This window comes from Nocardiopsis ganjiahuensis DSM 45031, from assembly GCF_000341085.1.
Lineage (GTDB): Bacteria > Actinomycetota > Actinomycetes > Streptosporangiales > Streptosporangiaceae > Nocardiopsis > Nocardiopsis ganjiahuensis.
In genome coordinates this window covers 165449-187324 of the sequence record NZ_ANBA01000002.1, presented here as the reverse complement: position 1 = coordinate 187324, position 21876 = coordinate 165449, and the positions used below count along the sequence as shown (strand labels likewise).

21 protein-coding genes are annotated in these 21876 nt (G+C 70.4%); 12 read left to right on the top strand and 9 right to left on the bottom strand.

Annotated features, from left to right (window positions below; all coding sequences use genetic code 11):
- Positions 1–18 precede the first annotated feature (18 nt).
- Together secA2 and D458_RS0101475 are read left to right on the top strand one after the other, a co-directional pair.
- On the top strand, positions 19–2325 hold the full coding sequence (secA2, locus tag D458_RS0101480) for an accessory Sec system translocase SecA2 (RefSeq protein WP_026118887.1): 2307 nt from the start codon (positions 19–21) through the stop codon (positions 2323–2325).
- A 146-nt stretch (positions 2326–2471) separates the two neighbouring features.
- A complete protein-coding gene (locus D458_RS0101475) occupies positions 2472–2774 on the top strand; it encodes a DUF6406 domain-containing protein (RefSeq protein ID WP_017584953.1) in 303 nt (100 codons plus the stop codon).
- Between the two features lie 828 nt (positions 2775–3602).
- Here D458_RS0101475 and D458_RS0101470 read toward each other — a convergent pair.
- The 6 genes from D458_RS0101470 to D458_RS0101445 all read right to left on the bottom strand — a co-directional run bounded on the left by D458_RS0101470 (position 3603) and on the right by D458_RS0101445 (position 9732).
- The gene (locus tag D458_RS0101470; protein ID WP_017584952.1) at positions 3603–3875 is read right to left on the bottom strand and encodes a hypothetical protein; all 273 of its coding nucleotides are present in this window, start codon (positions 3873–3875) and stop codon (positions 3603–3605) included.
- Positions 3876–4479: 604 nt separating this feature from the next.
- The gene (locus tag D458_RS0101465; protein WP_017584951.1) at positions 4480–5418 is read right to left on the bottom strand and encodes a cytochrome d ubiquinol oxidase subunit II; all 939 of its coding nucleotides are present in this window, start codon (positions 5416–5418) and stop codon (positions 4480–4482) included.
- A gap of 19 nt (positions 5419–5437) precedes the next feature.
- Positions 5438–6727: a cytochrome ubiquinol oxidase subunit I gene (locus tag D458_RS0101460; RefSeq protein WP_026118884.1), complete on the bottom strand. Its 1290-nt coding sequence runs from the start codon at positions 6725–6727 to the stop codon at positions 5438–5440.
- A gap of 178 nt (positions 6728–6905) precedes the next feature.
- The gene (locus D458_RS0101455; protein ID WP_017584949.1) at positions 6906–7592 is read right to left on the bottom strand and encodes a response regulator; all 687 of its coding nucleotides are present in this window, start codon (positions 7590–7592) and stop codon (positions 6906–6908) included.
- Complete coding sequence (locus tag D458_RS0101450; protein ID WP_017584948.1) at positions 7589–8776, bottom strand: sensor histidine kinase; 1188 nt, start codon at positions 8774–8776, stop codon at positions 7589–7591. The genes D458_RS0101455 and D458_RS0101450 overlap by 4 nt, the downstream gene beginning before the upstream one ends.
- A 104-nt stretch (positions 8777–8880) precedes the next feature.
- Positions 8881–9732, bottom strand: a complete 852-nt coding sequence (locus D458_RS0101445; protein ID WP_017584947.1) for a spermidine synthase — start codon at positions 9730–9732, stop codon at positions 8881–8883.
- A 184-nt stretch (positions 9733–9916) separates the two neighbouring features.
- On the opposite strand from D458_RS0101445, the gene D458_RS0101440 reads away from it, so the two are divergent.
- On the top strand, positions 9917–11650 hold the full coding sequence (locus D458_RS0101440) for a proline--tRNA ligase (protein ID WP_017584946.1): 1734 nt from the start codon (positions 9917–9919) through the stop codon (positions 11648–11650).
- Positions 11651–11739: 89 nt separating this feature from the next.
- Here D458_RS0101440 and D458_RS0101435 read toward each other — a convergent pair whose 3' ends face one another.
- Together D458_RS0101435 and D458_RS0101430 are read right to left on the bottom strand one after the other, a co-directional pair.
- A complete protein-coding gene (locus D458_RS0101435) occupies positions 11740–12225 on the bottom strand; it encodes a ferritin-like domain-containing protein (RefSeq protein ID WP_017584945.1) in 486 nt (161 codons plus the stop codon).
- 51 nt (positions 12226–12276) lie between these two features.
- Complete coding sequence (locus tag D458_RS0101430) at positions 12277–12816, bottom strand: ferritin-like domain-containing protein (RefSeq protein WP_017584944.1); 540 nt, start codon at positions 12814–12816, stop codon at positions 12277–12279.
- Positions 12817–13184: 368 nt separating this feature from the next.
- Between D458_RS0101430 and rimP the strand changes: the two genes are divergently transcribed.
- The 9 genes from rimP to D458_RS35180 all read left to right on the top strand — a co-directional run bounded on the left by rimP (position 13185) and on the right by D458_RS35180 (position 20860).
- Entirely contained in the window at positions 13185–13667 is a 483-nt protein-coding gene (gene rimP, locus D458_RS0101425; RefSeq protein ID WP_017584943.1) for a ribosome maturation factor RimP, read from the top strand.
- Positions 13668–13691: 24 nt separating this feature from the next.
- Complete coding sequence (gene nusA, locus D458_RS0101420) at positions 13692–14714, top strand: transcription termination factor NusA (RefSeq protein WP_017584942.1); 1023 nt, start codon at positions 13692–13694, stop codon at positions 14712–14714.
- 13 nt (positions 14715–14727) lie between these two features.
- Positions 14728–15036: a DUF448 domain-containing protein gene (locus tag D458_RS35190; RefSeq protein ID WP_083936209.1), complete on the top strand. Its 309-nt coding sequence runs from the start codon at positions 14728–14730 to the stop codon at positions 15034–15036.
- Between the two features lie 233 nt (positions 15037–15269).
- Positions 15270–18410 (top strand): translation initiation factor IF-2, encoded by a 3141-nt coding sequence (gene infB, locus D458_RS35185; protein ID WP_083936208.1) that lies wholly within the window; start codon positions 15270–15272, stop codon positions 18408–18410.
- 88 nt (positions 18411–18498) lie between these two features.
- The gene (locus D458_RS0101405; protein WP_026118882.1) at positions 18499–18795 is read left to right on the top strand and encodes a DUF503 domain-containing protein; all 297 of its coding nucleotides are present in this window, start codon (positions 18499–18501) and stop codon (positions 18793–18795) included.
- A gap of 2 nt (positions 18796–18797) precedes the next feature.
- The gene (gene rbfA, locus D458_RS0101400) at positions 18798–19241 is read left to right on the top strand and encodes a 30S ribosome-binding factor RbfA (protein WP_017584939.1); all 444 of its coding nucleotides are present in this window, start codon (positions 18798–18800) and stop codon (positions 19239–19241) included.
- A gap of 66 nt (positions 19242–19307) precedes the next feature.
- Positions 19308–20186, top strand: a complete 879-nt coding sequence (gene truB, locus D458_RS0101395; protein WP_017584938.1) for a tRNA pseudouridine(55) synthase TruB — start codon at positions 19308–19310, stop codon at positions 20184–20186.
- A 105-nt stretch (positions 20187–20291) separates the two neighbouring features.
- A complete protein-coding gene (locus D458_RS0101390; RefSeq protein ID WP_239647868.1) occupies positions 20292–20579 on the top strand; it encodes a type II toxin-antitoxin system Phd/YefM family antitoxin in 288 nt (95 codons plus the stop codon).
- Entirely contained in the window at positions 20576–20860 is a 285-nt protein-coding gene (locus D458_RS35180) for a type II toxin-antitoxin system RelE family toxin (protein ID WP_083936207.1), read from the top strand. The genes D458_RS0101390 and D458_RS35180 overlap by 4 nt, the downstream gene beginning before the upstream one ends.
- A gap of 155 nt (positions 20861–21015) precedes the next feature.
- On the opposite strand, the gene D458_RS0101385 is transcribed toward D458_RS35180, so the two are convergent.
- A complete protein-coding gene (locus D458_RS0101385) occupies positions 21016–21876 on the bottom strand; it encodes an alpha/beta fold hydrolase (protein ID WP_017584936.1) in 861 nt (286 codons plus the stop codon).

Genomic DNA, 21876 nt, shown 5'->3' with positions numbered 1-21876 from the left:
GGCGTGGTGTTCGGACGAATGGCAGAAAGCGTCCGCCGCCTACTGGGCAAGCCCGGTGCGGTGGACCTGCGGCCTTATACCAAGCTCCTGCCGGCGATCGAGGCCGAAGAGGAGGGTCTGCGAGAACTCAGCGATGCCGAGCTGACGGAGAAGGCCATCGACCTCGGCTACGCCGAGCTCCCCTACTCCCCAGGCGACCTCGTCAGTCTGTGCGCGGTCGGCCGAGAGGCCGCCCGGCGTACCCTCGACGAGCGCCCCTTCGACGTGCAGCTGCTCGGTGTCATGGCCCTGCTCGACGGCCACGTCGCCGAGATGGCCACCGGTGAGGGCAAGACCCTCGCCGGAACCCTCGCCGCCGCCGGATTCGCCCTGCGCGGCAAGCGCGTCCACGTGCTCAGCGTCAACGACTACCTCGCCCGGCGCGACGCGGAGTGGATGCGTCCCCTCTACACGATGCTCGGGGTGACGGTCGGCTCCATCAGCGAGGAGTCCACCGTCGACGAGCGCAAGGACGCCTACGCCTGCGACGTCACCTACGCGGCCGTCAGCGAACTCGGCTTCGACGTCCTGCGCGACCGCATGGTGACCGACGCCGACGACCGGGTGGTCCCCGAACCCCACGTCGCCATCATCGACGAGGCCGACTCCGTGCTCGTCGACGAGGCCCGTGTGCCCCTGGTCCTGGCCGGCGCCGCGGAGAGCGTGCCGGCCGACGTCGAGATGGCCGACCTCGTGCGCGGCCTCAAACCGCGACTGCACTACGAGGTCGACGGTGAGGGGCGCAACGTCCAGCTCACCGACGACGGCATCGACGCGGTCGAGAAGGCCCTGGACGGGGTGGACCTGTACTCCGAGGACGACACCTCGGTGCTCCCGCAGGTCAACCTGGCCCTGCACGCGCACGTGCTGCTCCAGCGCGACGTCCACTACGTGGTGCGCGACGGCGAGGTGCGGCTGATCAACGAGTCGCGCGGCCGGATCGCCCTGCTCCAGCGCTGGCCGGACGGCCTCCAGGCCGCGGTCGAGGCCAAGGAGAAGGTGGCGGTCAGCGAGACCGGCGAGGTCCTGGACTCGATCACGGTCCAGTCGCTGGTCCTGCGCTATCCCACCCTCGGCGGTATGACCGGTACCGCGATGAGCGTCGCCGAGCAGCTGCGGGAGTTCTACGAGCTCGAGGTGGCGGTCATCCCCTCCAACAAGCCGAACATCCGCGAGGACCACGGCACGCGCCTGTACGCCACGCGCGAGGAGAAGGAGGACGCCCTCGTCGCCAAGGTCGAGGAGGTCCACAAGGGCGGGCGCCCGATCCTCATCGGCACCCAGGACGTGGCCGAGTCCGAGCTCCTGGCCGACCGGCTGCGTGAGGCCGGGCTGGAGATCGTGGTCCTCAACGCCAAGAACGACGCGGACGAGGCCTCCATCATCGCGGAGGCCGGCACCTACGGCGCGATCACCGTCTCCACCCAGATGGCCGGCCGCGGTACCGACATCCGGCTCGGCGGCAGCGACATGGCCGACCGGGACCGGGTGGTCGAGGCCGGCGGACTGTTCGTCATGGGCTTCGGCCGCTACCCCAGCAGCCGTCTGGACGGTCAGCTGCGCGGGCGCTCCGGCCGCCAGGGCGACCCCGGTGACTCCATCTTCTTCGTCAGCATGGACGACGACCTGCTGGTGAACCACGCTCCCGAGACCACGGGCTACCGGACCACGGCCGAGGGCGAGATCACCGACGAGGCCTGGCTGGCCATGGTCGGCCACGCCCAGCGGGTCTCCGAGGGCCAGCTGCTGGAGGTACACCGCAACACCTGGCGCTACAACAAGCTCATCGACGTGCAGCGCGAGGTGGTCCTGGAACACCGCGAGCTGGTCCTGACCAACGGACAGGGCGACCGGCACATCAAGGCCGACCGCAAGGAACGCCACGAGGAGCTGTTGGAGGAGCTGGACGCCGAGGAGGTCGCCCAGGCCGCCAAGCTGATCACCCTCTACCACCTGGACCGCGGCTGGACCGACCACAACGCGTTCCTGTCGGAGCTGCGTGAGGGCATCCACCTGCGGTTCCTGGGCCGCCGCGACCCCCTCGACGAGTTCAACCGCGAGGCCGTCCCGGTCTTCAAGGGCTTCCTGGACGACGCGCGCTCCCGGGCCGCCGAGAGCTTCGAGGAGCTCGAGGTGGTCGACGGAAAGCTCGACGTGGGTGCGGTCGGGGTCAAGCGCCCGTCGATGACCTGGACCTACATGGTGCACGACCACCCGTTCAGCTCGGCCCTGGAGACACTCGTGGGCAGGCTCAAGGGCAACCGGGGTTCGTCGAGCGGCGACTGATAAATCGCTTCACTGCCGCTTGCGCGGGTCAGGACTAAAGTCCCGGCCCGCGCATTACTTTTGTCGGTTAGTCTGCTGAAACGCTGATCTGATCCGCCGGTTCACTGTTTCATTGGCTGGCGCGGGTTAATATGGATGCGTTTTCAATGGAGTTCGAGACGGTTGGGACTGAATCCACGGTGGTCCACGAGATCGGCGCGCAGGAGAAGATCAGTTACGGTCGCAACGACCGCTTCGCGGGCGGACCCGTTGGCGGAGGGAGCTTCTGGACCGACGACGACGGACGGCCGGTGGCCAAGATCGGCGGTCCGAAAGACTGGCGTCCCACGCCCATGATCGATGTTCGTGTGGGTGATGTGTTCAGTGTCGGCGGCCAGGTGTGGAGGGTTACGGAAATCAATGACGCCGATTCGCCCAGTGCGTATTTGATGGCTACCAGGATTAGCTGAGGCTCCTCCCTGGGGTTCCTCCCGGGGGGGTTTTGACTGGCCCTCGCTTGAATTGCAACCCTCTGCAACCTTTCTCTTTCCCGTTGCGGAGGGTTTCCTTTTTCGGTTTGTCCGGCGAGGGCTTTTCTGTTCCCCTGTTTCTCCTCCCGGGCGCCTCCCCTCGTCGGCAGGAGGAGGCGTCCGGCGAGGCGCCTGCCCTGGTTGCAGTGTGTTGTTGCAGGTCAGGGCTGATTCCTTCCCTCTGTCAGGTGGGAATCGAGACGTTCCGGTTATCCGAAGGGGGGTGTTCGTGTTACCGGCACCTCGTTAACGTCTGTTGGACATGGTGCGCCCCGAAGCGTGTGGGAGGGTCCTTCGTCCACCGGAGGTACGGGTTGGCGCACCCTGTCACCGCCGGTCCCAGGGGCTGTCCCCCGCCCCTGGGCCTGGCCGGCCGGCCCCCGCTTCCGCCCCGCCCCCGACCCGGGGTCCGCTCCGGGCCCCGAGTGTCGGGAGGCGCCCGCCGCCGACCCTTCTCAGTGAACGCTCCGCGGTCCCGCAGGGCCTCGTCGAGTAGATCCTGTTACACACGTCTGGATTGTCCACACGCGACGGTTTTCTCTATGCCATCAGGCTTTTCGACTGAAACCGAGTGGGGCTCGGGTCTTGCGGTAGAACACGTTCCAGTATTAACCTCTGGGTAAGCCTCGCCCGGTGAGGGCGCCCGACGATTCGCTCGTGGGGTGCCACTGGCGGCAGGTGGACCGAAGGACCGTCGCCCGTCGAAGTCGGATCGCGCCCCGACCTCGACGGGCGACGTCCGTTCGGGGCCGCGGGCCCCGCGGGGGTTCAACTGACGAGCCGGGAGATCTCGCCGAAGGTCGGGCACGGCCAGGGCAGGCGGCAGCCCTGGCAGCGGCGCTCGTCCTCGCCGTCGGGGTTGTGCAGGTGGAGGAGGTCGACGCAGACGCTCGCGAGGGCGGACACCTCGTTGCGTGCGTTGGCGTAGAAGGCGACGTCGTTGATGCGGGCCAGGGCGCTGTCGGAGCGGGCGTCGGGGAGCCCGACGGTATCCGGTTCCCATGGCACGGCGCGGTCGGAGCGCTCCAGGATTTGCTGCACGCACTGGAGCAGCCTCGCGTGCTCGGAGGGGCGGCCCCTCCGTGTCGCTGGTCTCGTGAACGGCGGCATCGCTGATCTCCCCCAATGGGTGGATACGCAGCGGCTCATCCCCCAAGGGAAAGCGCTGTGACTCAGCGTACACATATCGTTGCTGATTGTCGCGATGTGGGGGATGTGGTCGGCCCGGAACGCGGTTTTGGCGCGGGGGTCGGCGGCCGGGTGGGAAGGGGAGCGGGCTGCCCCCAAGGGGAGGGACAGCCCGTCGGTCGAGAACGGTCAGCCGCAGCTGCCCGTGCAGCCGCAGGCGCCACCGCTCTGGCAGCCGCAACCGCAGCTGGGGCCGCAGCTGCAACCTTGCTGGTGCGGTGGTCCGGTCAGGGGATCAGGCACAGTCCCTCCTCGGGGCTCGGTGTGGTACCCGTGCGCGATCACGCCAGAGCTCGCGAAGAGGAGGTGGCGCCACGAGTACGTCTCCCGCACCAGGAAGTGCCCGTTGTCCGGCTTTCCCAATCAGGGACGGGAACCTTACTCCTCCGTTACCCGGGGCGTCCGGGTCGGCACTCTTCGGTTCCCCCGCTCCTGGCCAGCGCTTTCTTCGCGGGGATCAGGCGAAGAAGGTCGGGGTCGCTGCGGGCCGGCGTGTCATTCGGTAGAGCCAAACCTGGCCGAGGAGCATGACCGGAACCGCGGGTGCCAGCATCGCCCACACGAACGCACCGGTCACGCCGGGAACCTCCGCCGTCGGCAGCTGCGCGGACAGCGCCACCAGCAGCCCGGGGACCGCGATCGCCAGCGCCGAGGTGTGCCGCGACAGCATCGGCCCGGTCAGCCCGCTGGTCGCGGCCAGGGCCGCCAACAGCACGGCGACCAGCACCGCCGCGATCACGGCGTCCGCCGGCACGGGACCGCCGAGGACCACCGCGGCGAACAGCGTCGCAACGGTGGCCCCCAGTGCCAACCGCGCCAGGGGCCGGGTCGCCCGGGCGGCCGCGTCCGCGCTCTCGGCCTCGGTCGGACCCACCAGCCGCTCCGCGCCGAAGGCCGCGCCGCGCAGCGCGAACAGGGAGACCACCGAGGCCGTGCCCAGGACGGTGAACGGGTCCGGGGACAGCCCGCCGCCGACCAGGCCGGTCAGCACCAGCCCCCAGGAGACGGCCAGCGTCCAGCTGCCCGCCACGATCGCGGTGTCGCAGGCCGACCGCCACCGCCGGCGGTCCACCCGGGCGCGGAACCACAGCCCCGCGTCCCGGACCAGCCACCCGGCCGCCAGCGCGACGAGCACCGGCCACAGGCCGCCGACCACGTGGTGCTCCAGGACGGGGAAGAGCCCGGCCAGTACCCCGACCGCGGCGACCAGCCACACCTCGGAGGCCAGGAAGTAGGGCGCGATGGCGGACACCACGCGGCGTCGTTCCCCGGGTGTGCGCGCCACATGGGGCAGGAGCATGCCCAGGCCGATGTCGGATCCGGCCAGCACCAGGTAGCCCACAACGAACAGGGCGAGCAGCGCGGCGGAAAGCAGTGTTGTTGAGAGGAGTTCCATGGCTGTCTTCCTCCGACTCTCAGAACGTGTGGACGGGGGCGGCGGTCTCCGGGGACTCCTCCTCGCGGCGCTCCGCCAGGGGACCTCCCTCGGGGCCGCGACGGGCGAAACGGACCAGCAGCCAGTAGGTCACGGCGGCCAGGACGGCGAAGGCGGCGGTGAAGAGGGTGAAGGAGACCAGCGCGGCGCCGGGGGCCATGGGCGTCACGGCGTCGGCGGTGGTCAGGTGGTGCACCACCACCCAGGGCTGGCGGTTGGTCTCGCGGTAGACCCAACCGCCGATGCTCGCCAGGTAGGGGAGGAACGGGGAGAACAGGAGCACGGCCAGGCCCCAGCGGCCCGGCCTGAACCAGGACGGGAGCAGGTTCGGGAACCACCGCCGCGGGTTCAGCAGACCGCCGTACTGGGCCACGAGCATGATCGGCCCCAGGAAGAACATGACTCCCCAGGCGGACATCATCACGATGTCCCCGGCCGCGTTGGCTGCGGTCACGAACGCGCTCCGCCCGGCGTCCTCGATCGCCTGGATCTCCTCGGCGGAGTAGGTCAGCCCGCTGGTGGGCGGGTCCTGCCCGAAGATCTGGAACTGCGCTCCGCCGAAGCTCACCACGACGAACGGCATCACGGTCATCACCAAGGCCGAGTAGCGCATCCCGCGCCGGAAGATCCCGTGCGGGTCGTTGCCGCGCAGCAGGTGGTAGGCGCCGACCGCGGCCACGACCAGGGCGCCCACGAGCATCGCCCCGCTGGTCACGTGCAGGAAGGCCAGAACCGCCGCGGGGTTGGCCATCAGGGCGACCGGGTCCGTCATGTGCGCGACCCCGTCCACCATCTCGAACCCCACCGGATGGCGCAGGAAGCCGTTGGAGACCAGCACCCACCACGCCGACGAGTACGCCGTCACGGTCACCACCACGAAGCAGAACAGGTGCGCCCACCTGCCCATGCGGTCCCAGCCGAAGATCCACAGTCCGAGGAACGTGGACTCGACGAAGAACGCCGTCATCGTCTCGATGGCGAGCGGAGCCGCGAAGGTGTACCCGAACATCTCGTGCAGTCCGCTCCAGTTCAGCGCGAGCTGGAGCTCCATCACGAGCCCGGACAGCACCCCCATGCCGTAGTTGACCAGGTACAGCCCGCCCCAGAACCGGACGGAGAGCATCCGCGACCGGTCGCCGCGCAGGACCGCGAGGAGCTGCGTGCCGAGGATGTAGGGGGCGAGACCGAGCGTGAGCGCGACGAACATGTAGTGGGTGGCCGCGGTCAGCGCGAACTGGAGTCTGGCCAGTACGAGCGGGTCTTCGAACATCGGTGGGCCTCTGCGGTCGGCGGTGGGGACGCTGAACAGCATCCGCCGACGGTCAGGGGCGCCACATCGTCTCCGGGGCGACACCTGGGGGCCACCAAGGGAGGTATTCCGGCCGCGGTCCTACTCCCGTGGGCGTAAGGGTGAACCCTGAGCCGGGCCCGGGGTTCCCCGGCAGGCGTCAGCGGCCCGGCGGGTCGTCGCCGGACCAGCCGGGGGTCACGAGCGCGGTCTCGTAGGCGAGCACCACCAGCTGCGCCCGGTCGCGTACCCCCAGCTTCACCATGGTGCGGCTGACGTGGGTCTTCGCCGTGGCGGGGCTGAGCACCAGCTCCCGGGCGATCTCGTCGTTGGACAGCCCCCGGCCGACCAGGGCCAGGACCTCGCGTTCGCGGTCGGTGAGCCCGTTCAGACGCGTGGACGGGGCGGGCGGCTTCGACGGTCGGCGGGCGAAGTCCGCGATCAGCCGCCGGGTGATGCCGGGGGAGAGCAGGGCCTCGCCCCCGTGGACGACCCGCACCGCCTGGAGCAGGTCGCGCGGTTCGATGTCCTTGACCAGGAAGCCGCTGGCGCCGCCGCGCAGCGCGTCGAAGATGTACTCGTCCAGGTCGAACGTGGTGAGGATGACGACCCGCGTCCGCTCCAGGGAGGGTTCGGCGAGGACGCGCTCGGTGGCGTCCAGACCGTCCACACCCGGCATCCGGATGTCCATCAGCACCACGTCCGGGCGTTCGGCCAGCGCGAGGCGGACCGCCTCGGCGCCGTCGGACGCCTCCGCGACCACCTCGATGTCGGGGGCGCTGTTCAACAGGGCGCGGAACCCCGCCCGCACCAGCGCCTGGTCATCTGCGAGCAGTACCCGGATCAACCTGTTTCCCCCTGTCCCTGCGCGGGGCCGCCGTCGACCGGCAGCCTCACCCGCACCCGGAATCCTCCCCCTTCGACGGGGCCGGCGTCCACCGAACCCCCGACGAGGGCGGCCCGTTCGCGCATCCCGGTGATGCCGTTGCCCTCGACGGGCGGGCCCACGGTCCCGCGGCCGTCGTCGACCACCGCGACCAGCAGTTCCGAGGGCCCGTAGTCGAGCCGTACCCGTGCACTGCCCGCGTCCGAGTGCCGGACCACGTTGGTGAGCGCCTCCTGGACGGCCCGGTAGGCCACACCTTCGACCCCCACGGCCACGCGCCGCTCCTCACCGGTCACCTCCAGCACCACCTCCAGTCCGGCTCCGCGCGCGCCCTCCACGAGGTCCGGGACCCGGTCCAGGCCCGGGACCGGGGAGCGGGGCGCGGACTCGTCGACCGCCCGCAGCACCCCCAGCATGGCCCTGAGCTCCGTCAGCGTGTCCTTGCTGGTCTGCTTGATGGTGGACAGCGCCTCCGCGGCGCGCTCCGGCTGGCTCTCCATCAGGTACAGCGCCGTCCCGGCCTGCACGTTGATCAGCGAGATGTTGTGGGCGACCGTGTCGTGCACGTCCCGCGCCAGCCTCAGCCGTTCGTCGGAGGCCCTGCGCAGCAGCTCCTCCTCCCGGGTCCGGGCGACCTCCGCCTCGCGCTCCTGGTCGGCCTTCAGGTACTCCTGGCGCCAGCGCACCACCTCGGCGGCGCACAGCAGCACGATGATCCAGGCGAGCGTGGCCACGGATTCGGCGCGCAGGGAGCCCCCGCTCAGGAGCCCGTGGACGCTGAGCGCGACGAACACCCCGGGGCCCATGAGCCAGCCGAAGACGCGGTACCCCCAGCGCACCACGGTGTAGAGCATGACCGCGGCGCTCAGCATCACCACGCCGTCAGGGAAGGACAGGGGGTAGTAGACGGTCGCCGCCGTCACCGTCACCGCCGCCACCACGCGGGGGAAGGCGGTCCGCCACAGGATCGGCAGGCAGGCGACGAGGATCAGCGCGTATCCCCACGGCCAGGCGTCCCGGTCCCCAGGGATCGGATCGACGACCTCGATGACGGCGGTGCTGCCCGCGGACAGGGCGAGGAGCCCCAGAGCGAGCCAGAGGTCGATACGGGTGGGGCGGGGAACGCGTGAGAGTAGTGCTGCCACGATTCCGACAGTACGGCTGCCACGCCGGGGACGCCGTCCCCCTCAGGGGGACACTTCGGGGGCGCCGCTACTCCCGGGGGAGTACACCGGACCCGGAACACTCCCTAGAAGATGTCGGTCGGTGGCGCGGGGGAGTCCTCGGCGTCCGCGTCGTGCACGGGGGAACGGCCGGAGGTGAACCGGTCCAGGTCCTCGCCCTCCACCAGACGCGCCATCTCCGGGTCCCGGTGGGCCAGCCGCCCCAGCTCCTCCGCCGGCAGCGGTCGGTGTCCCGCCACGAGGACGAGGTTGCCGAAGCGGCGGCCGCGCAGGATCCCCGGTTCGGCGGTCATCACCACGTGCGGCAGCACCGAACGCACCGTGGCCACCTGGGCCCGGGTGTGCTTCAGGGCGTACCCGTCCCCGACGTTGACCACCAGGAACCCGCCCGGCCGCAGCACCCGCGCGGCCTCGGCGTAGAACTCGGCGGAGGTCAGCCGGGCCGGGGTCCGCGCCCCCGCGAAGACGTCGGACACGATCAGGTCGGCGCTGGACTCGTGCCGGGCCGCGATCCAGTCCCGGGCGTCACCGATCCCCACCCGCAGCTGCGCCTTGCGGTCCCACGGAAGCCTGCGCCGGACCGTCTCCACCAGGGCCGCGTCCACGTCCACCGCGCGCTGGCGCGACCCCGGACGCGTGTGCGCGACGTACCGGGCCACCGTCAGCGCCCCGGCGCCCAGGTGCATCGCCTCGATCGGCTCGCCCTCCGGCGCCACCAGGTCGGCCGCGTGCGCGATCCGCCGCACGTACGAGAAGTCCAGGTAGCCGGGGTCCGACAGGTCCACGTGGGACTGCGGGGTGCCCTCCACCAGCAGGAACCACGAGTTCGGCCGGTCCGCGTCGGCGAGCAGGTCGACCCCTGGCACCGGCGAGACCTCCTCCTCGGCCTCGACCCTGTCACGCACACGTCTGCCCATGTCCCCGCCTCACTCCTCGAAATCCCCTCAACGTTAGGCGCAGCGGGGCACCCGCGGCAGCACCCCCGTAGAAGCACGGCCGCGCGAACCCCGTCCGGAGGGCGCTAGCCTGGGTTTCTCCAGATTTTCCTACCCGCGTCCCCCATCGGGGCGCGATCACCGAGGAGTGGCCGTGCTACTGCGGATGTCGAACCTGTTCCTGCGCACCCTGCGTGAGGACCCGGCGGACGCCGAGGTGCCGAGCCACAAGCTGCTCGTCCGCGCCGGCTACGTCCGCCGCGCCGCCCCGGGCATCTACACCTGGCTGCCCCTGGGCAAGATGGTCCTGGAGAACGTCGCCCGCGTCGTGCGCGAGGAGATGAACGCCATGGGCGGCCAGGAGGTCCTGCTGCCCGCGCTGCTCCCCAAGGACTACTACGAGGCGTCCGGGCGCTGGGAGGAGTACGGCGACACCCTGTTCCGCCTCAAGGACCGCAAGGGCGCCGACTACCTGCTCGGCCCCACCCACGAGGAGCTCTTCACCCTCCTGGTCAAGGGCGAGTACTCGTCCTACAAGGACTTCCCGGTCGTGCTCTACCAGATCCAGGAGAAGTTCCGCGACGAGGCCCGCCCCCGTGCCGGGGTGCTGCGCGGCCGCGAGTTCCACATGAAGGACTCCTACTCCTTCGACATCGACGACGAGGGCCTCCAGGAGTCCTACGACAAGCACCGGGCCGCCTACATCCGGATCTTCGACCGGCTGGGTCTGGAGTACGTCATCGTCGCCGCGACCTCCGGTGCCATGGGCGGCTCGGCCTCCGAGGAGTTCCTGGCCGTCGCGCCCACCGGCGAGGACACCTTCGTGCGCAGCACGGAGTCCGGTTACGCCGCCAACGTCGAGGCCGTGAGGACCCCCGCGCCCGCCGAGCTGCCCGTCGAGGGCCTCCCCGAGGCGCAGGTGCACCACACCCCGGACACCGCCACCATCCAGACCCTGGTGAACTTCCTCAACGAAGCCGGGCTCGGGCGCGACTTCACCGAGGCCGACACCCTCAAGAACGTCCTGGTCAAGACCCGCGCACCCGGCAGCAAGGAGTGGGAGCTCCTCGCCATCGGCCTGCCCGGCGACCGCGAGGTCGACTTCAAGCGCCTCGAGGCCGCCCTGGAGCCCACCGAGGTGGCCCTCCTGGAGGAGGCGGACTTCGCCGCCAACACCTTCCTCGCCAAGGGGTACATCGGCCCGAAGGCCCTGCTGGACAACAAGGTCCGCTACCTCGTCGACCCGCGCGTGGTCACCGGCACCTCCTGGGTGACCGGCGCGGACAAGACCGACCACCACGTCGTCGACCTGGTGGCCGGGCGCGACTTCACCCCGGACGGCACCATCGACGTCGCCGAGGTGCGCGACGGCGACGCCTCGCCCGACGGCAAGGGCACCCTGTACACCGCTCGCGGCATCGAGATCGGGCACATCTTCCAGCTCGGCCGCAAGTACACCGACGCCTTCAAGCTGGACGCGCTCGGCCCGGACGGCAAGCCCAAGCGCGTCACCATGGGCTCCTACGGCATCGGCGTCTCCCGCGCCGTCGCCTCGATCGTCGAGCAGTCGCACGACGACAAGGGCATCGTCTGGCCGCGCGAGGTCGCCCCCGCCGACGTGCACGTGGTCGGCACCGGCAAGGGCGGCGAGGTCGAGGAGGCCCTGCGGATCGGTGGCGAGCTGGAGGCCAGGGGCCTGCGCGTGCTGGTCGACGACCGCAAGGCGGCCCCCGGCGTGAAGTTCAACGACGCCGAGCTGCTGGGCATCCCCACCGTGGTCATCGTCGGCCGCGGCCTCAAGGACGGGCTCGTCGAGCTGCGCGACCGCCGTTCCGGTGAGCGCTCCGACGTCCCGGTCGGCGAGATCGTCGAGCGCACCGTCACCGCCTGCGCCGAGTAGCCGCACTCCGGCTACCGGGCAGCAGCACAGGTCGAACAGGAAGGGGGCTCCCGCGCACCGGCGCGGGAGCCCCCTTCCCGTGTGCGGTGTCAGCTCTCCCCGAACCCCGGCAGGGGGTCGAGGCCGGCGCCCCACACCAGCGAGCGCACGGTCGCCTCCTGCAGGACCCGGGCCGCCGTGATCCGCAGGTCGGTGTCGGGGGAGGAGCTCAGCCACAGGTAGGCGCTCATCGTCGTCTCCTCCAGTCCCGCGGCGAACTCGTCCATGTCGGTGCCGGAGCGTCCCTCGGGCAGCGAGTAGGAGGCCAGCGCGGGCGGGGGGTCGATGTCCCGTTCCACCGCCGCCGCGTGCAGGGTGTCCCGCATCGCCTTGTGTTCGTAGGCCGCAGCCGAGGCGCGCTCACGCCGGGTCTCGTCCCCGGCGGCCCCGCCGACGAACTCGAACCCGTACACGGCGGCGTGCTCGGCGCTCAGCGCCTCCGCCAGCGCCGCCGCGGTGGGGTCGCCGCCCCCGGTCGGGCCCGCACCCTCCTCGGGGCTCTGGGGACTCTCCGCGGGCGCGGGGCTGTCGCTCACCTGACTACCTGCCTTCTGCCTTCGAGTCTCTTCGGGAAGCCGCGCCGGTGATCAGGCCCGGTCCAGCAGGTGGGCGTGCCCGGCCTCACACGCGCCGATCCCGCTGATGAGCTGGGCCAGGCCTGGGTCGGTGACCGCGGCGGCCTGGTCCAACCGGGCACTGGTCGCCGCTGCGGCCAGCGCACGCAGCCCCGCGACGTCGAGCACGGCGTCCAGGGCGGGGTCCTCCTGCGGGTCGGCCGTTTCGGCCCCCGTGTCGGAGCCCTCCGCCCCGGCCGGGGCGGCGTCGTGGGCGCCGACCCCCTCCGGAAGGGCGTCCAACAGCGCGTCCAGGTGGGTGACGTGGTGCTCCAGCAGCTGTTCGAGGAGTTCGGCGGGCCCGGTTCCGTGCTCCAGCGCGCTCTCGTAGCGCACGACCGCCCGCTCCTTCTCGCGGATGAGCGAACGCAGGACGGACACGTCGGGGGTCACGTCGAAGGGGTACCAGTCGGCCGTGCCGCAACCGCTCACCCCGACAGCGACACCCGTCACAGCCAAGCCCGTCACCGTCAGGCCCAGCACCGTGCGGCGGCTGACATCCCCCTGGCCCACGCGCTCTCCTCCCGTGCCCCGCGGTTCGGCGCGGCGTCGACGCCGGCCGCCTTCAGCGGCGGTCGGCCCCCATCTTTCCACGGGTGGCGGCGGGCACGGGCCGCACCGACACCCCCTGCCAGGGCGGTGATCCGGTGACCGGACCGCACCCCCGCGGCGCGCCCCGCCCGCGTGGACCGACCTGGAGGGCGTTCAGGTGTGGATACCCTTGCACCACAACCGCCGTCGCACGCGACGCGCGGCGCTCCTGTGTCTCCATGAGGAGAGCACAGGGCGGATTCGTCGCAGACTACGTACAGAGCTGGACCGCCCCGTTCACGGCACACGGCCGAGCGGGCGGGATTTCGCCGTTTGAGGGGCTAACACGCATGGGAGCGCAGGCGCGCAACGAGCGCATCGCCGAGCTGCTGGAGCCGGTACTGGCCGAAGCCGGACTGGACCTGGAGGCCGTCGAGCTGACACCCGCGGGCAAGCGTCGGGTGCTGCGCGTGGTCGTGGACTCCGACAACGGGGTCGACCTGGACACCGTCGGAGAGGTCAGTCAGGCCGTCAACGAGAGCCTGGACTCCTCCGACGTCATGGGCGAACTGCCCTACGTCCTGGAGGTCACCTCCCCGGGGGTGGACCGTCCGCTGACGCTGCCGCGCCACTGGCGCCGCTCCCAGGGCCGGTTGGTGAAGGTCTCCCTCGTCGAGGGCGGCGACGTCACCGGTCGCGTCACCGAGTCCGACGACCAGGGCGTGACCCTGGACGTCAAGGGACGTCCCCGCACCCTGGCCTACGACTCGATCGCCAAGGCCAAGGTCCAGGTGGAATTCCGTCGCGCTGCCGACGCCGACGCGGCGGACTAGAGGGGGAGCCCCGTGGATATTGACATGAGCGTCCTGCGCAGCCTTGAGCGCGAGAAGGACATTGCCGTCGAGCTGGTGGCCAAGGCCATCGAGGACGCGCTGCTGATCGCCTACCACCGCGAAGAGGGCCCCGAGAAGAAGGCCCGCGTGGAGCTGAACCGCTCCACCGGCCACGTGGTCGTCTGGGTGACGGAGACCGACGAGGAGGGCGCGGTCGTCGGCGAGTTCGACGGTACGCCCACCGGTTTCGGCCGCATCGCGACCTCCACCGCCAAGCAGGTCATCCTCCAGCGTCTGCGCGACGCCGAGGACGAGCTGACCCTGGGCGAGTTCGCCGGCCGCGAGCACGACATCGTCTCCGGCATCATCCAGCAGGGCAAGGACCCGCGGAACGTCCTGGTCGACCTCGGCAAGCTCGAGGCCGTCCTGCCCCCGCAGGAGCAGGTACCCACCGAGACCTACACCCACGGCGAGCGCCTGCGCGCCTACGTGGTGCAGGTCCGCAAGGGCCACCGCGGCCCCTCGGTGACCCTGTCGCGCACCCACCCCAACCTGGTGCGCAAGCTCTTCGAGCTGGAGGTCCCCGAGATCGCCGACAACACCGTCGACATCGCGGCGATCGCCCGTGAGGCCGGCCACCGCACCAAGATGGCGGTCCGCTCCAACCGGGGCGGCGTCAACGCCAAGGGCGCCTGCATCGGCCCGCTCGGCAGCCGTGTCCGCAACGTCATGGCCGAACTCCACGGAGAGAAGATCGACATCGTCGACTACTCCGAGGACCCCGCCGTGTTCGTCGCCAACGCGCTGTCCCCGGCCCGGGTCAACTCCGTGGAGATCCTTGACATGGCCGCCCGGGTCGCACGCGTGGTCGTGCCCGATTACCAGCAGTCGCTGGCGATCGGCAAGGAGGGCCAGAACGCCCGCCTCGCCGCGCGCCTGACCGGTTGGCGCATCGACATCCGCTCCGACGCCGAGCCCGTGGCGGCCGCGGACGAGGGTGCCGACGGGACCGGTTCGGGGGACGAAGACGCCCCTTCGGCCGGTTAATCGGGTCGCACCCATGTCCCGACGCGATATGGTGGCCGGAGACGGTCCTGACCGTCCCGTGCGTACATGCGTGGGGTGCCGGTCGCGGACAGTCCAGTCCGACCTCGTGCGGCTGGTGGCCGTGGGCACGGTCATCACGCCCGACACCCGAGGTCGACGTCCGGGGCGCGGCGCCTATCTGCACCACGATCGGCGATGCCTGGAGCAGGCCGAACGGCGCAGAGCGTGGTCCCGCGCCTTCCGGAACCGGAACGGTGGAGGCGCCACCGGGTGGGACGTCTCACTAGTGACGTCCCTACTAGGTGACGCCCCGCGTGACTGAACGCGTCCCCGTTCCGGATAGGGTTGGAATGTCTGGGCTGGCCTCTGGGTTGTAGAGACCGAGGTCGGCGTGCAGTGCTGTGTCGGCGCGTATGAGCTGGCCCATTGTTGTGTAGCGATGAGGAAGCAGGTCGAGATTGCGATGAGCGCCTGATGAGTACGCAGCGATGAGTAACTCGAGCTAACGACGGTCCGGCACTAGCCCATGTCCCGGACCGAAGCTGAAGGAGAAGAGTGGCGAAGGTCCGGGTGTACGAACTCGCTAAAGAGTTCGGTGTAGAGAGCAAGGCCGTGCTGGCCAAGCTCAACGAGATGGGCGAATTCGTTCGTTCGGCGTCCTCGACGATAGAGGCCCCCGTCGTTCGACGCCTACAGGAAGCTTTCAACAACGGTTCCGACGGCAACGGCAAGAAGGGTGGCTCGGCTCCCAAGCCCGGCCCCGCCCCGAAGCCCGCCGCCGAGAACTCCGCGCGCCCCGCGGCTCCCAAGCCGGGGCCCGCTCCCAAGCCGGGCCCGAAGCCGGGTCCCGCTGCCAAGCCCGCGGCCCCGCAGGCCGAGAAGCCCGCGGCTCCGCAGGTTGAGAAGCCCGCGGCTCCGCAGGCCGAGAAGCCCGCCGCGCCGGCTGAGAAGCCTGCCGCGCCGGTCGAGAAGCCCGCGGTTCCGCACTTCGAGAAGCCCGCCGAGCGTCCCGAGTCCGCCCCGAAGCCCGGCCCCAAGCCGGCTCCGAAGGCGGCCCGTGGCGACGCCCCGCGTCCCGGCGGCCCCAAGCCCGCAGGCGCGGCCGGTGGCCGCGGCGAGCGTAGCGACCGTCCCCAGCGCGGTGACCGTCCGGAGCGATCCGGCGGCCGCGAGGGTGGTCGTGACGGCGGTCGTGCCCCGCGTCCGGGCGGTCCCCGTCCGGGTCCGCGTCCGGGCAACAACCCGTTCGCGTCCAACGCCTCGGGCATGGGCTCCAAGCCGGCCGCTCCGCGGCCCGGCGGCGGCGCCCCGCGTCCGGGCCCGCGTCCCGGTGGCCCGCAGCAGGGCGACCAGCGCACTCCCCGTCCCGGCGGCGGCGCTCCGCGCCCCGGCGGTGCCGGTGGCCCGCGTCCGGGCCCGCGTCCCGGTGGCCCGCAGCAGGGTGACCAGCGCGCCCCGCGTCCCGGTGGTGCCGCAGGCGCCCCGCGTCCCGGCGGCGGTGCTCCGCGTCCGGGTGGCGGCGCTCCGCGCCCCGGCGGTGCCGGTGGCCCGCGTCCCAGCCCGATGAACATGCCCTCGTCCCGTCCGGCCTCGCCGGCCGGCGGCGGTCGCGGCGGTGCCGGCGGCGGTCGCCCCGGTGGCGGCGGCGGTCGCGGTCGCGGTGGCGCTCCCGCAGGTGCGGGTCCGCGTCCCGGCGGCGGTGGCGGCGGCGGTCGTCCCGGTGGCTTCGGTGGTCGTCCCGGTGGCGGCGGTCGTGGCCGCGGTGGCGGAACGGCCGGTGCGTTCGGTCGTCCGGGCGGTCGTCCCGGTCGTGCCCGCAAGTCCAAGAAGCAGCGGCGTGCGGAGTTCCACGAGCTCTCGGCTCCGTCCTTCGGCGGCGTCAAGATCCCGAGCGGCAACAACCAGGTCATCCGACTGTCCCGCGGCGCCTCGCTGTCGGACTTCGGCGACAAGATCGACGTCAACCCGGCGTCGCTCGTCCAGGTCATGATGCACCTGGGTGAGATGGTCACCGCGACCCAGTCGCTGCCCGACGAGACGCTGCAGCTGCTCGGCGAGGAGCTCAGCTACCGGATCGAGGTCGTCAGCCCCGAGGACGAGGACCGCGAGCTCCTGGAGTCCTTCTCCATCGAGTTCGGTGAGGACGAGGGCGGCGACGCCGAACTCCGTCCCCGCCCGCCGGTGGTCACCGTCATGGGTCACGTCGACCACGGTAAGACCCGACTGCTGGACACGATCCGCAAGACCAACGTCGTGGGCGGCGAGGCCGGCGGAATCACCCAGCACATCGGTGCCTACCAGGTCGCGACCGAGGTGGACGGCGAAGAGCGCAAGATCACCTTCATCGACACCCCCGGTCACGAGGCGTTCACCGCCATGCGTGCCCGTGGTGCGAAGGTCACCGACGTCGCGGTTCTGGTCGTGGCGGCCGACGACGGCGTCAAGCCGCAGACGGCCGAGGCCATCGACCACGCCAAGGCGGCCGAGGTGCCGATCGTGGTCGCGGTCAACAAGATCGACGTCGAGGGAGCGGACCCGCAGCGGGTGCGCGCCCAGATGACCGAGTACGGCCTCGTGGCCGAGGAGTACGGCGGCGACGTCCAGTTCGTGGACATCTCCGCGCTCAAGGGCGACAACATCGACGCCCTGCTCGAGTCGATCGTCCTGACCTCCGACGCGGCCCTGGACCTCCAGGCCAACCCGGACATGGACGCTCAGGGTCTGGCCATCGAGGCCTACCTGGACCGCGGTCGCGGTTCCATGGCCACGGTGCTGGTCCAGCGCGGAACGCTCAACGTCGGTGACTCCATCGTCTGTGGCGACGCCTACGGCCGCGTTCGCGCCATGCTCGACGAGCACGGTGAGAACGTCCTGTCGGCTGAGCCGTCCCGTCCGGTCCAGGTCCTGGGTCTGACCAACGTGCCCAGCGCCGGTGACAGCTTCCTGGTCGTCAAGGACGACCGCGTGGCCCGTCAGATCGCCCAGCAGCGTGAGGCGCGCGAGCGCTTCGCCCAGCAGGCGAAGTCGGCCCGTCGGGTCACCCTCGACAACTGGCAGTCCGCCATCAAGGAGGGCGAGCGCTCCGAGCTGCTCCTCCTCATCAAGGGCGACATGTCCGGTTCGGTCGAGGCGCTCGAGGAGTCGCTGCTCAAGATCGACGCCGGTGGCGACGAGGTCAGCATCCGGATCATCGGACGCGGCGTCGGTGCCATCACGCAGAACGACATCAACCTGGCGTCGTCTGCTGACGCGATCATCGTCGGCTTCAACGTTCGGCCCGAGGGCAAGAACAGCCAGCTGGCGGACCGCATGGGCGTCGACATCCGGTACTACTCGGTCATCTACCAGGCCATCGACGAGGTCGAAGCCGCGGTCAAGGGTCTCCTCAAGCCCATCTACGAGGAGGTCCAGCTCGGCAGCGCCGAGGTCCGCGAGGTCTTCAAGGTGCCGAAGATCGGCAACATCGCCGGTTCCATCGTCCGCGACGGCATCATCCGCCGTAACAGCAAGGCACGTCTCATCCGCGAGGGTCGGGTCATCTCCGAGAACCTCAACGTCGAGTCGCTGCGTCGCTTCAAGGACGACGCCACCGAGGTCCGCGAGGGCTTCGAGTGCGGTATCGGTGTCGGTTACAACGACATCCGGGTCGAGGACGTCATCGAGACCTACGAGATGCAGGAGAAGCCCCGCGACTAGTCGTGAGGACTGATCCACCTGGGGCCCCGGACGATCATGTCCGGGGCCCCGCCTTTGACGGCTCACACAACACCACAGGTGATCACTTTTGTATGTTGGGGCGCTGACCTTGGACGTTCTCCTCGGAGATGTCCACTCGCTCAAACAGAAGCGTTCGATGGTCCGGCCCGTCATCGCCGAACTGCGCCGGAAGTTCTCGGTGTCGGTCTCGGAGGTCGGCGAGCACGACCTCTACCGTCGGGCGAAGATCGGTGTCGCGGTGGTCGCACCGACCGCCGCCCACGCCAGGGACCAGATGGACACCTGCGAGCGTTACGTCGCGGGCCGTCCCGAACTGGAGCTGCTCTCCGCCAGGCAGCGGCTCTTCAACGAAGAGGAAGACTGACGATGGTTGACGCCGCACGCGCGCGAAAGATCGCCGACCGTATCCAGCGCATCGTCGCTGAGATGCTGGACCGGCGGATCAAGGACCCGCGCCTGGGATTCGTCACCGTGACCGACGCCCGGATCACCGCGGACCTGCGGGACGCCACGGTGTACTACACGGTGTTCGGTACCCCCGAGGAGAAGGCGGCCAGCGCCGCCGCTCTGGAGAGCGCCAAGGGCGTGATCCGCAGCGAGGTCGGTCGCCAGACCGGCATCCGCCACACGCCCAGCCTGACCTTCGTCATCGACGAGGTTCAGGAGAACGCCCAGCACATCGAGAAGCTGCTGGTCGAGGCGCGAAAGTCCGACGAGGAGGTGGCCCAGAAGGCCACCGGTGCCAAGCACGCGGGTGAAGCCGACCCGTACAAGGCGCCTCGTGAGGACGAGGACGAGGACGACGAGTAACACCCCCGGGGCGGCGGCACCGTCCGCCGCCCCCACCCCTTTTCCCTGCTTTCCCGAAGGAGCCCCATGGCCGACAGCGGTGTCGTGGTCGTCGACAAGCCCGCCGACTGGACGTCACACGACGTGGTCGCCAAGACCAGGGGTCTGGCGCGCACCCGGCGCGTGGGCCACGCGGGCACCCTGGACCCGATGGCCACCGGGGTCCTGGTCCTGGGGATCGAGAAGGGCACCAAGCTGCTCGGCCACCTGACCCTGACCGAGAAGACCTACGAGGCCACCATCCGCCTGGGTCTGGTGACCAACACCGACGACGCCGAGGGCGAGCCCGGCGCCCGCGTGGACGCCTCCGCCGTCGCCGACGCCGACGTGCACGCCGCGGTCGCGAAGCTCACCGGTCCCATCCAGCAGGTCCCGCCGCAGGTCAGCGCGATCAAGGTGGACGGCAAGCGCGCCTACAAGTCGGCCCGTGAGGGCAAGGAGGTGGCGCTGAAGGCCCGTCCGGTCACCATCTCCCAGTTCGACGTCACCGAGATCCGCCGCACCCCGGACGGCTTCGTCGACGTGGACGCGGTCATCACCGGCTCCAGCGGCACCTACATCCGCTCGCTCGCCCGCGACATGGGCGCGGACCTCTCCGTCGGCGGCCACCTCACCGCCCTGCGCCGCACCCGCGTGGGCCCCTACGACCTCTCGCAGGCCCGTACCCTTGACCAGCTCGCCGAGGAGTTCACCCAGGTCCCCCTGGCCCAGGCCGTGGCAGCCGCCTTCCCGGTCCGCACCATGGACGAAGCCGAGACCCGGGCCATCCGACACGGCAACCGCATCAGCGAGAGCTCCCTGGGGGAGGGCCCCGTCGGCCTCTTCGCCCCGGACGGCACCGTCATCGCGCTCGGGGAGAACCGCCCCGGCCACATGAAGCCGGTGGTCGTTTTCAGTCCGGCTTAGCCCAACCCGGCCTCGATCCAGCGCCGCATGAGGGCGGTCGGATCGAGCTTGGATGGCGCGAATCATGTACATGGATGAGTCTTGTTGGCTATAATCATGTACATGATGACACTGCCTTTGGCCGAGGCCAGAAACAACCTGTCCAAGATCGTCGACGATGTCGAGAGAACCCACGACGCGGTCACCATCACCCGCAACGGCAAGCCCAGTGCTGTCGTGCTCTCGGTGGAGGATTACGAGTCGATGTTGGAGACCTTCGCGCTTCTGGAAAGCCAGGAGGACCAGGGGCGTCTGGCGCAGGCCAAGGAGGAGTACGAGCGCGGAGACGTGGTCACCGGCGACGAGATGGCTGAGCTCATGCGTGAGCGGTCTCGTCGAGAGGGAAGTACGTGAGCGAAGACTACCGACTCGTCCTCACCCGGACCGCCCGCCGTGCCCTGTCCGAGACGCTACCGGATAAGGTCGCGGTGGCAGCATGGGAGCTGATCAATGGGGACCTCAAGGCTGCACCCAGGAGAGTCGGTAAGCGACTGAATCCGCCGTTCGAGGCAGACTGGGTAGCCAGGCGATCCAGCTATCGAATCCGCTACGGCATTGACGAGGACCAGCGTGTCATCGTCGTGTACGACATCCGAGCGCGAGCTGACGCCTACCGCTATTCGGGAGGACGCTGAACTTTCTGCCCGAGAGGTGCGCTGTCTTGACTGGGCTGGCTCTGACGCAGCATGTCCGTGGAGCCGGATGGAATGACCCCCTGTTCCAGGGAGGCTCGGTGCCACTCATGCGGTCGAGGTTAGCGGGTGGCCCTCCGGTTCACCTGGGAATTCGCTCAGGAGCGCTGAGGGAGCTCCTTGAGGAACTCGGTTAGGGCGGCCGTCAGCTCCCCGGGGCGCTCCACCGAGGGCAGGTGGCCGGTGTCGGGGAGCTCCAGGAGGCGCGCTTTCCGGATGCCCTCCGCGTAGAGGTCGGCGACGTCCTGGACCTGGGGGATCTCGGACAGGCCCTTGACCACCAGGGTCGGCACGCCGATCTCGTGCAGGCGGTCCGCGGCCGGGCGTTCGGGCCACTCCGTGTGGTGGGCCGGGCTCGACCAGAGGCGGGCGAACATCTCGCGCAGCATCAGCAGTGACAGGTCCCAGGCCTCGGTGGGGATCTCCTCGGGGGAGCGCCCCGGGCCCAGCACCATGAACCTCGCCTGGGCGTCGGCCATCGCGGCCACGTCCCGGGAGTCCGGGTCGGCGTTGCCCGCCTGGTAGAGAGCCAGTCGCTCGTGGGGCACCGCGGCCAAGGCCATCTGTCGGCCGATCCGGCTGAAGACCTCCGGCCACACGTGCCCCGACATGCCCGGACAGACCAGGGCGAGTGCGCTCACCCGCTCCGGGGCGGCCAGCGCGGCGTCCACGGCGTAGGCGCCGCCGAAGGACGCGCCGATCAGGGTGGCCTCGGGGATCTCCAGGGCGTCCATCAGCGCCAGCAGGTCCTCGTGGTGCCGGACCGGCCCCTCGTGGTCGGCCGAGCCCCCGTGGCCGCGCCAGTCGTAGCGCACCACCCGGTGGTGCCTGGAGAGCTCCGCGAACTGGTGGTCCCACATCCGACGGTCGGCCACACCCGCGTGCACGAGGACGATCGCGGGTCCGGACCCGGTCTCGTCGTAGGCCAAACGCGTCGTACCGGTGTCGATCATCGCCAT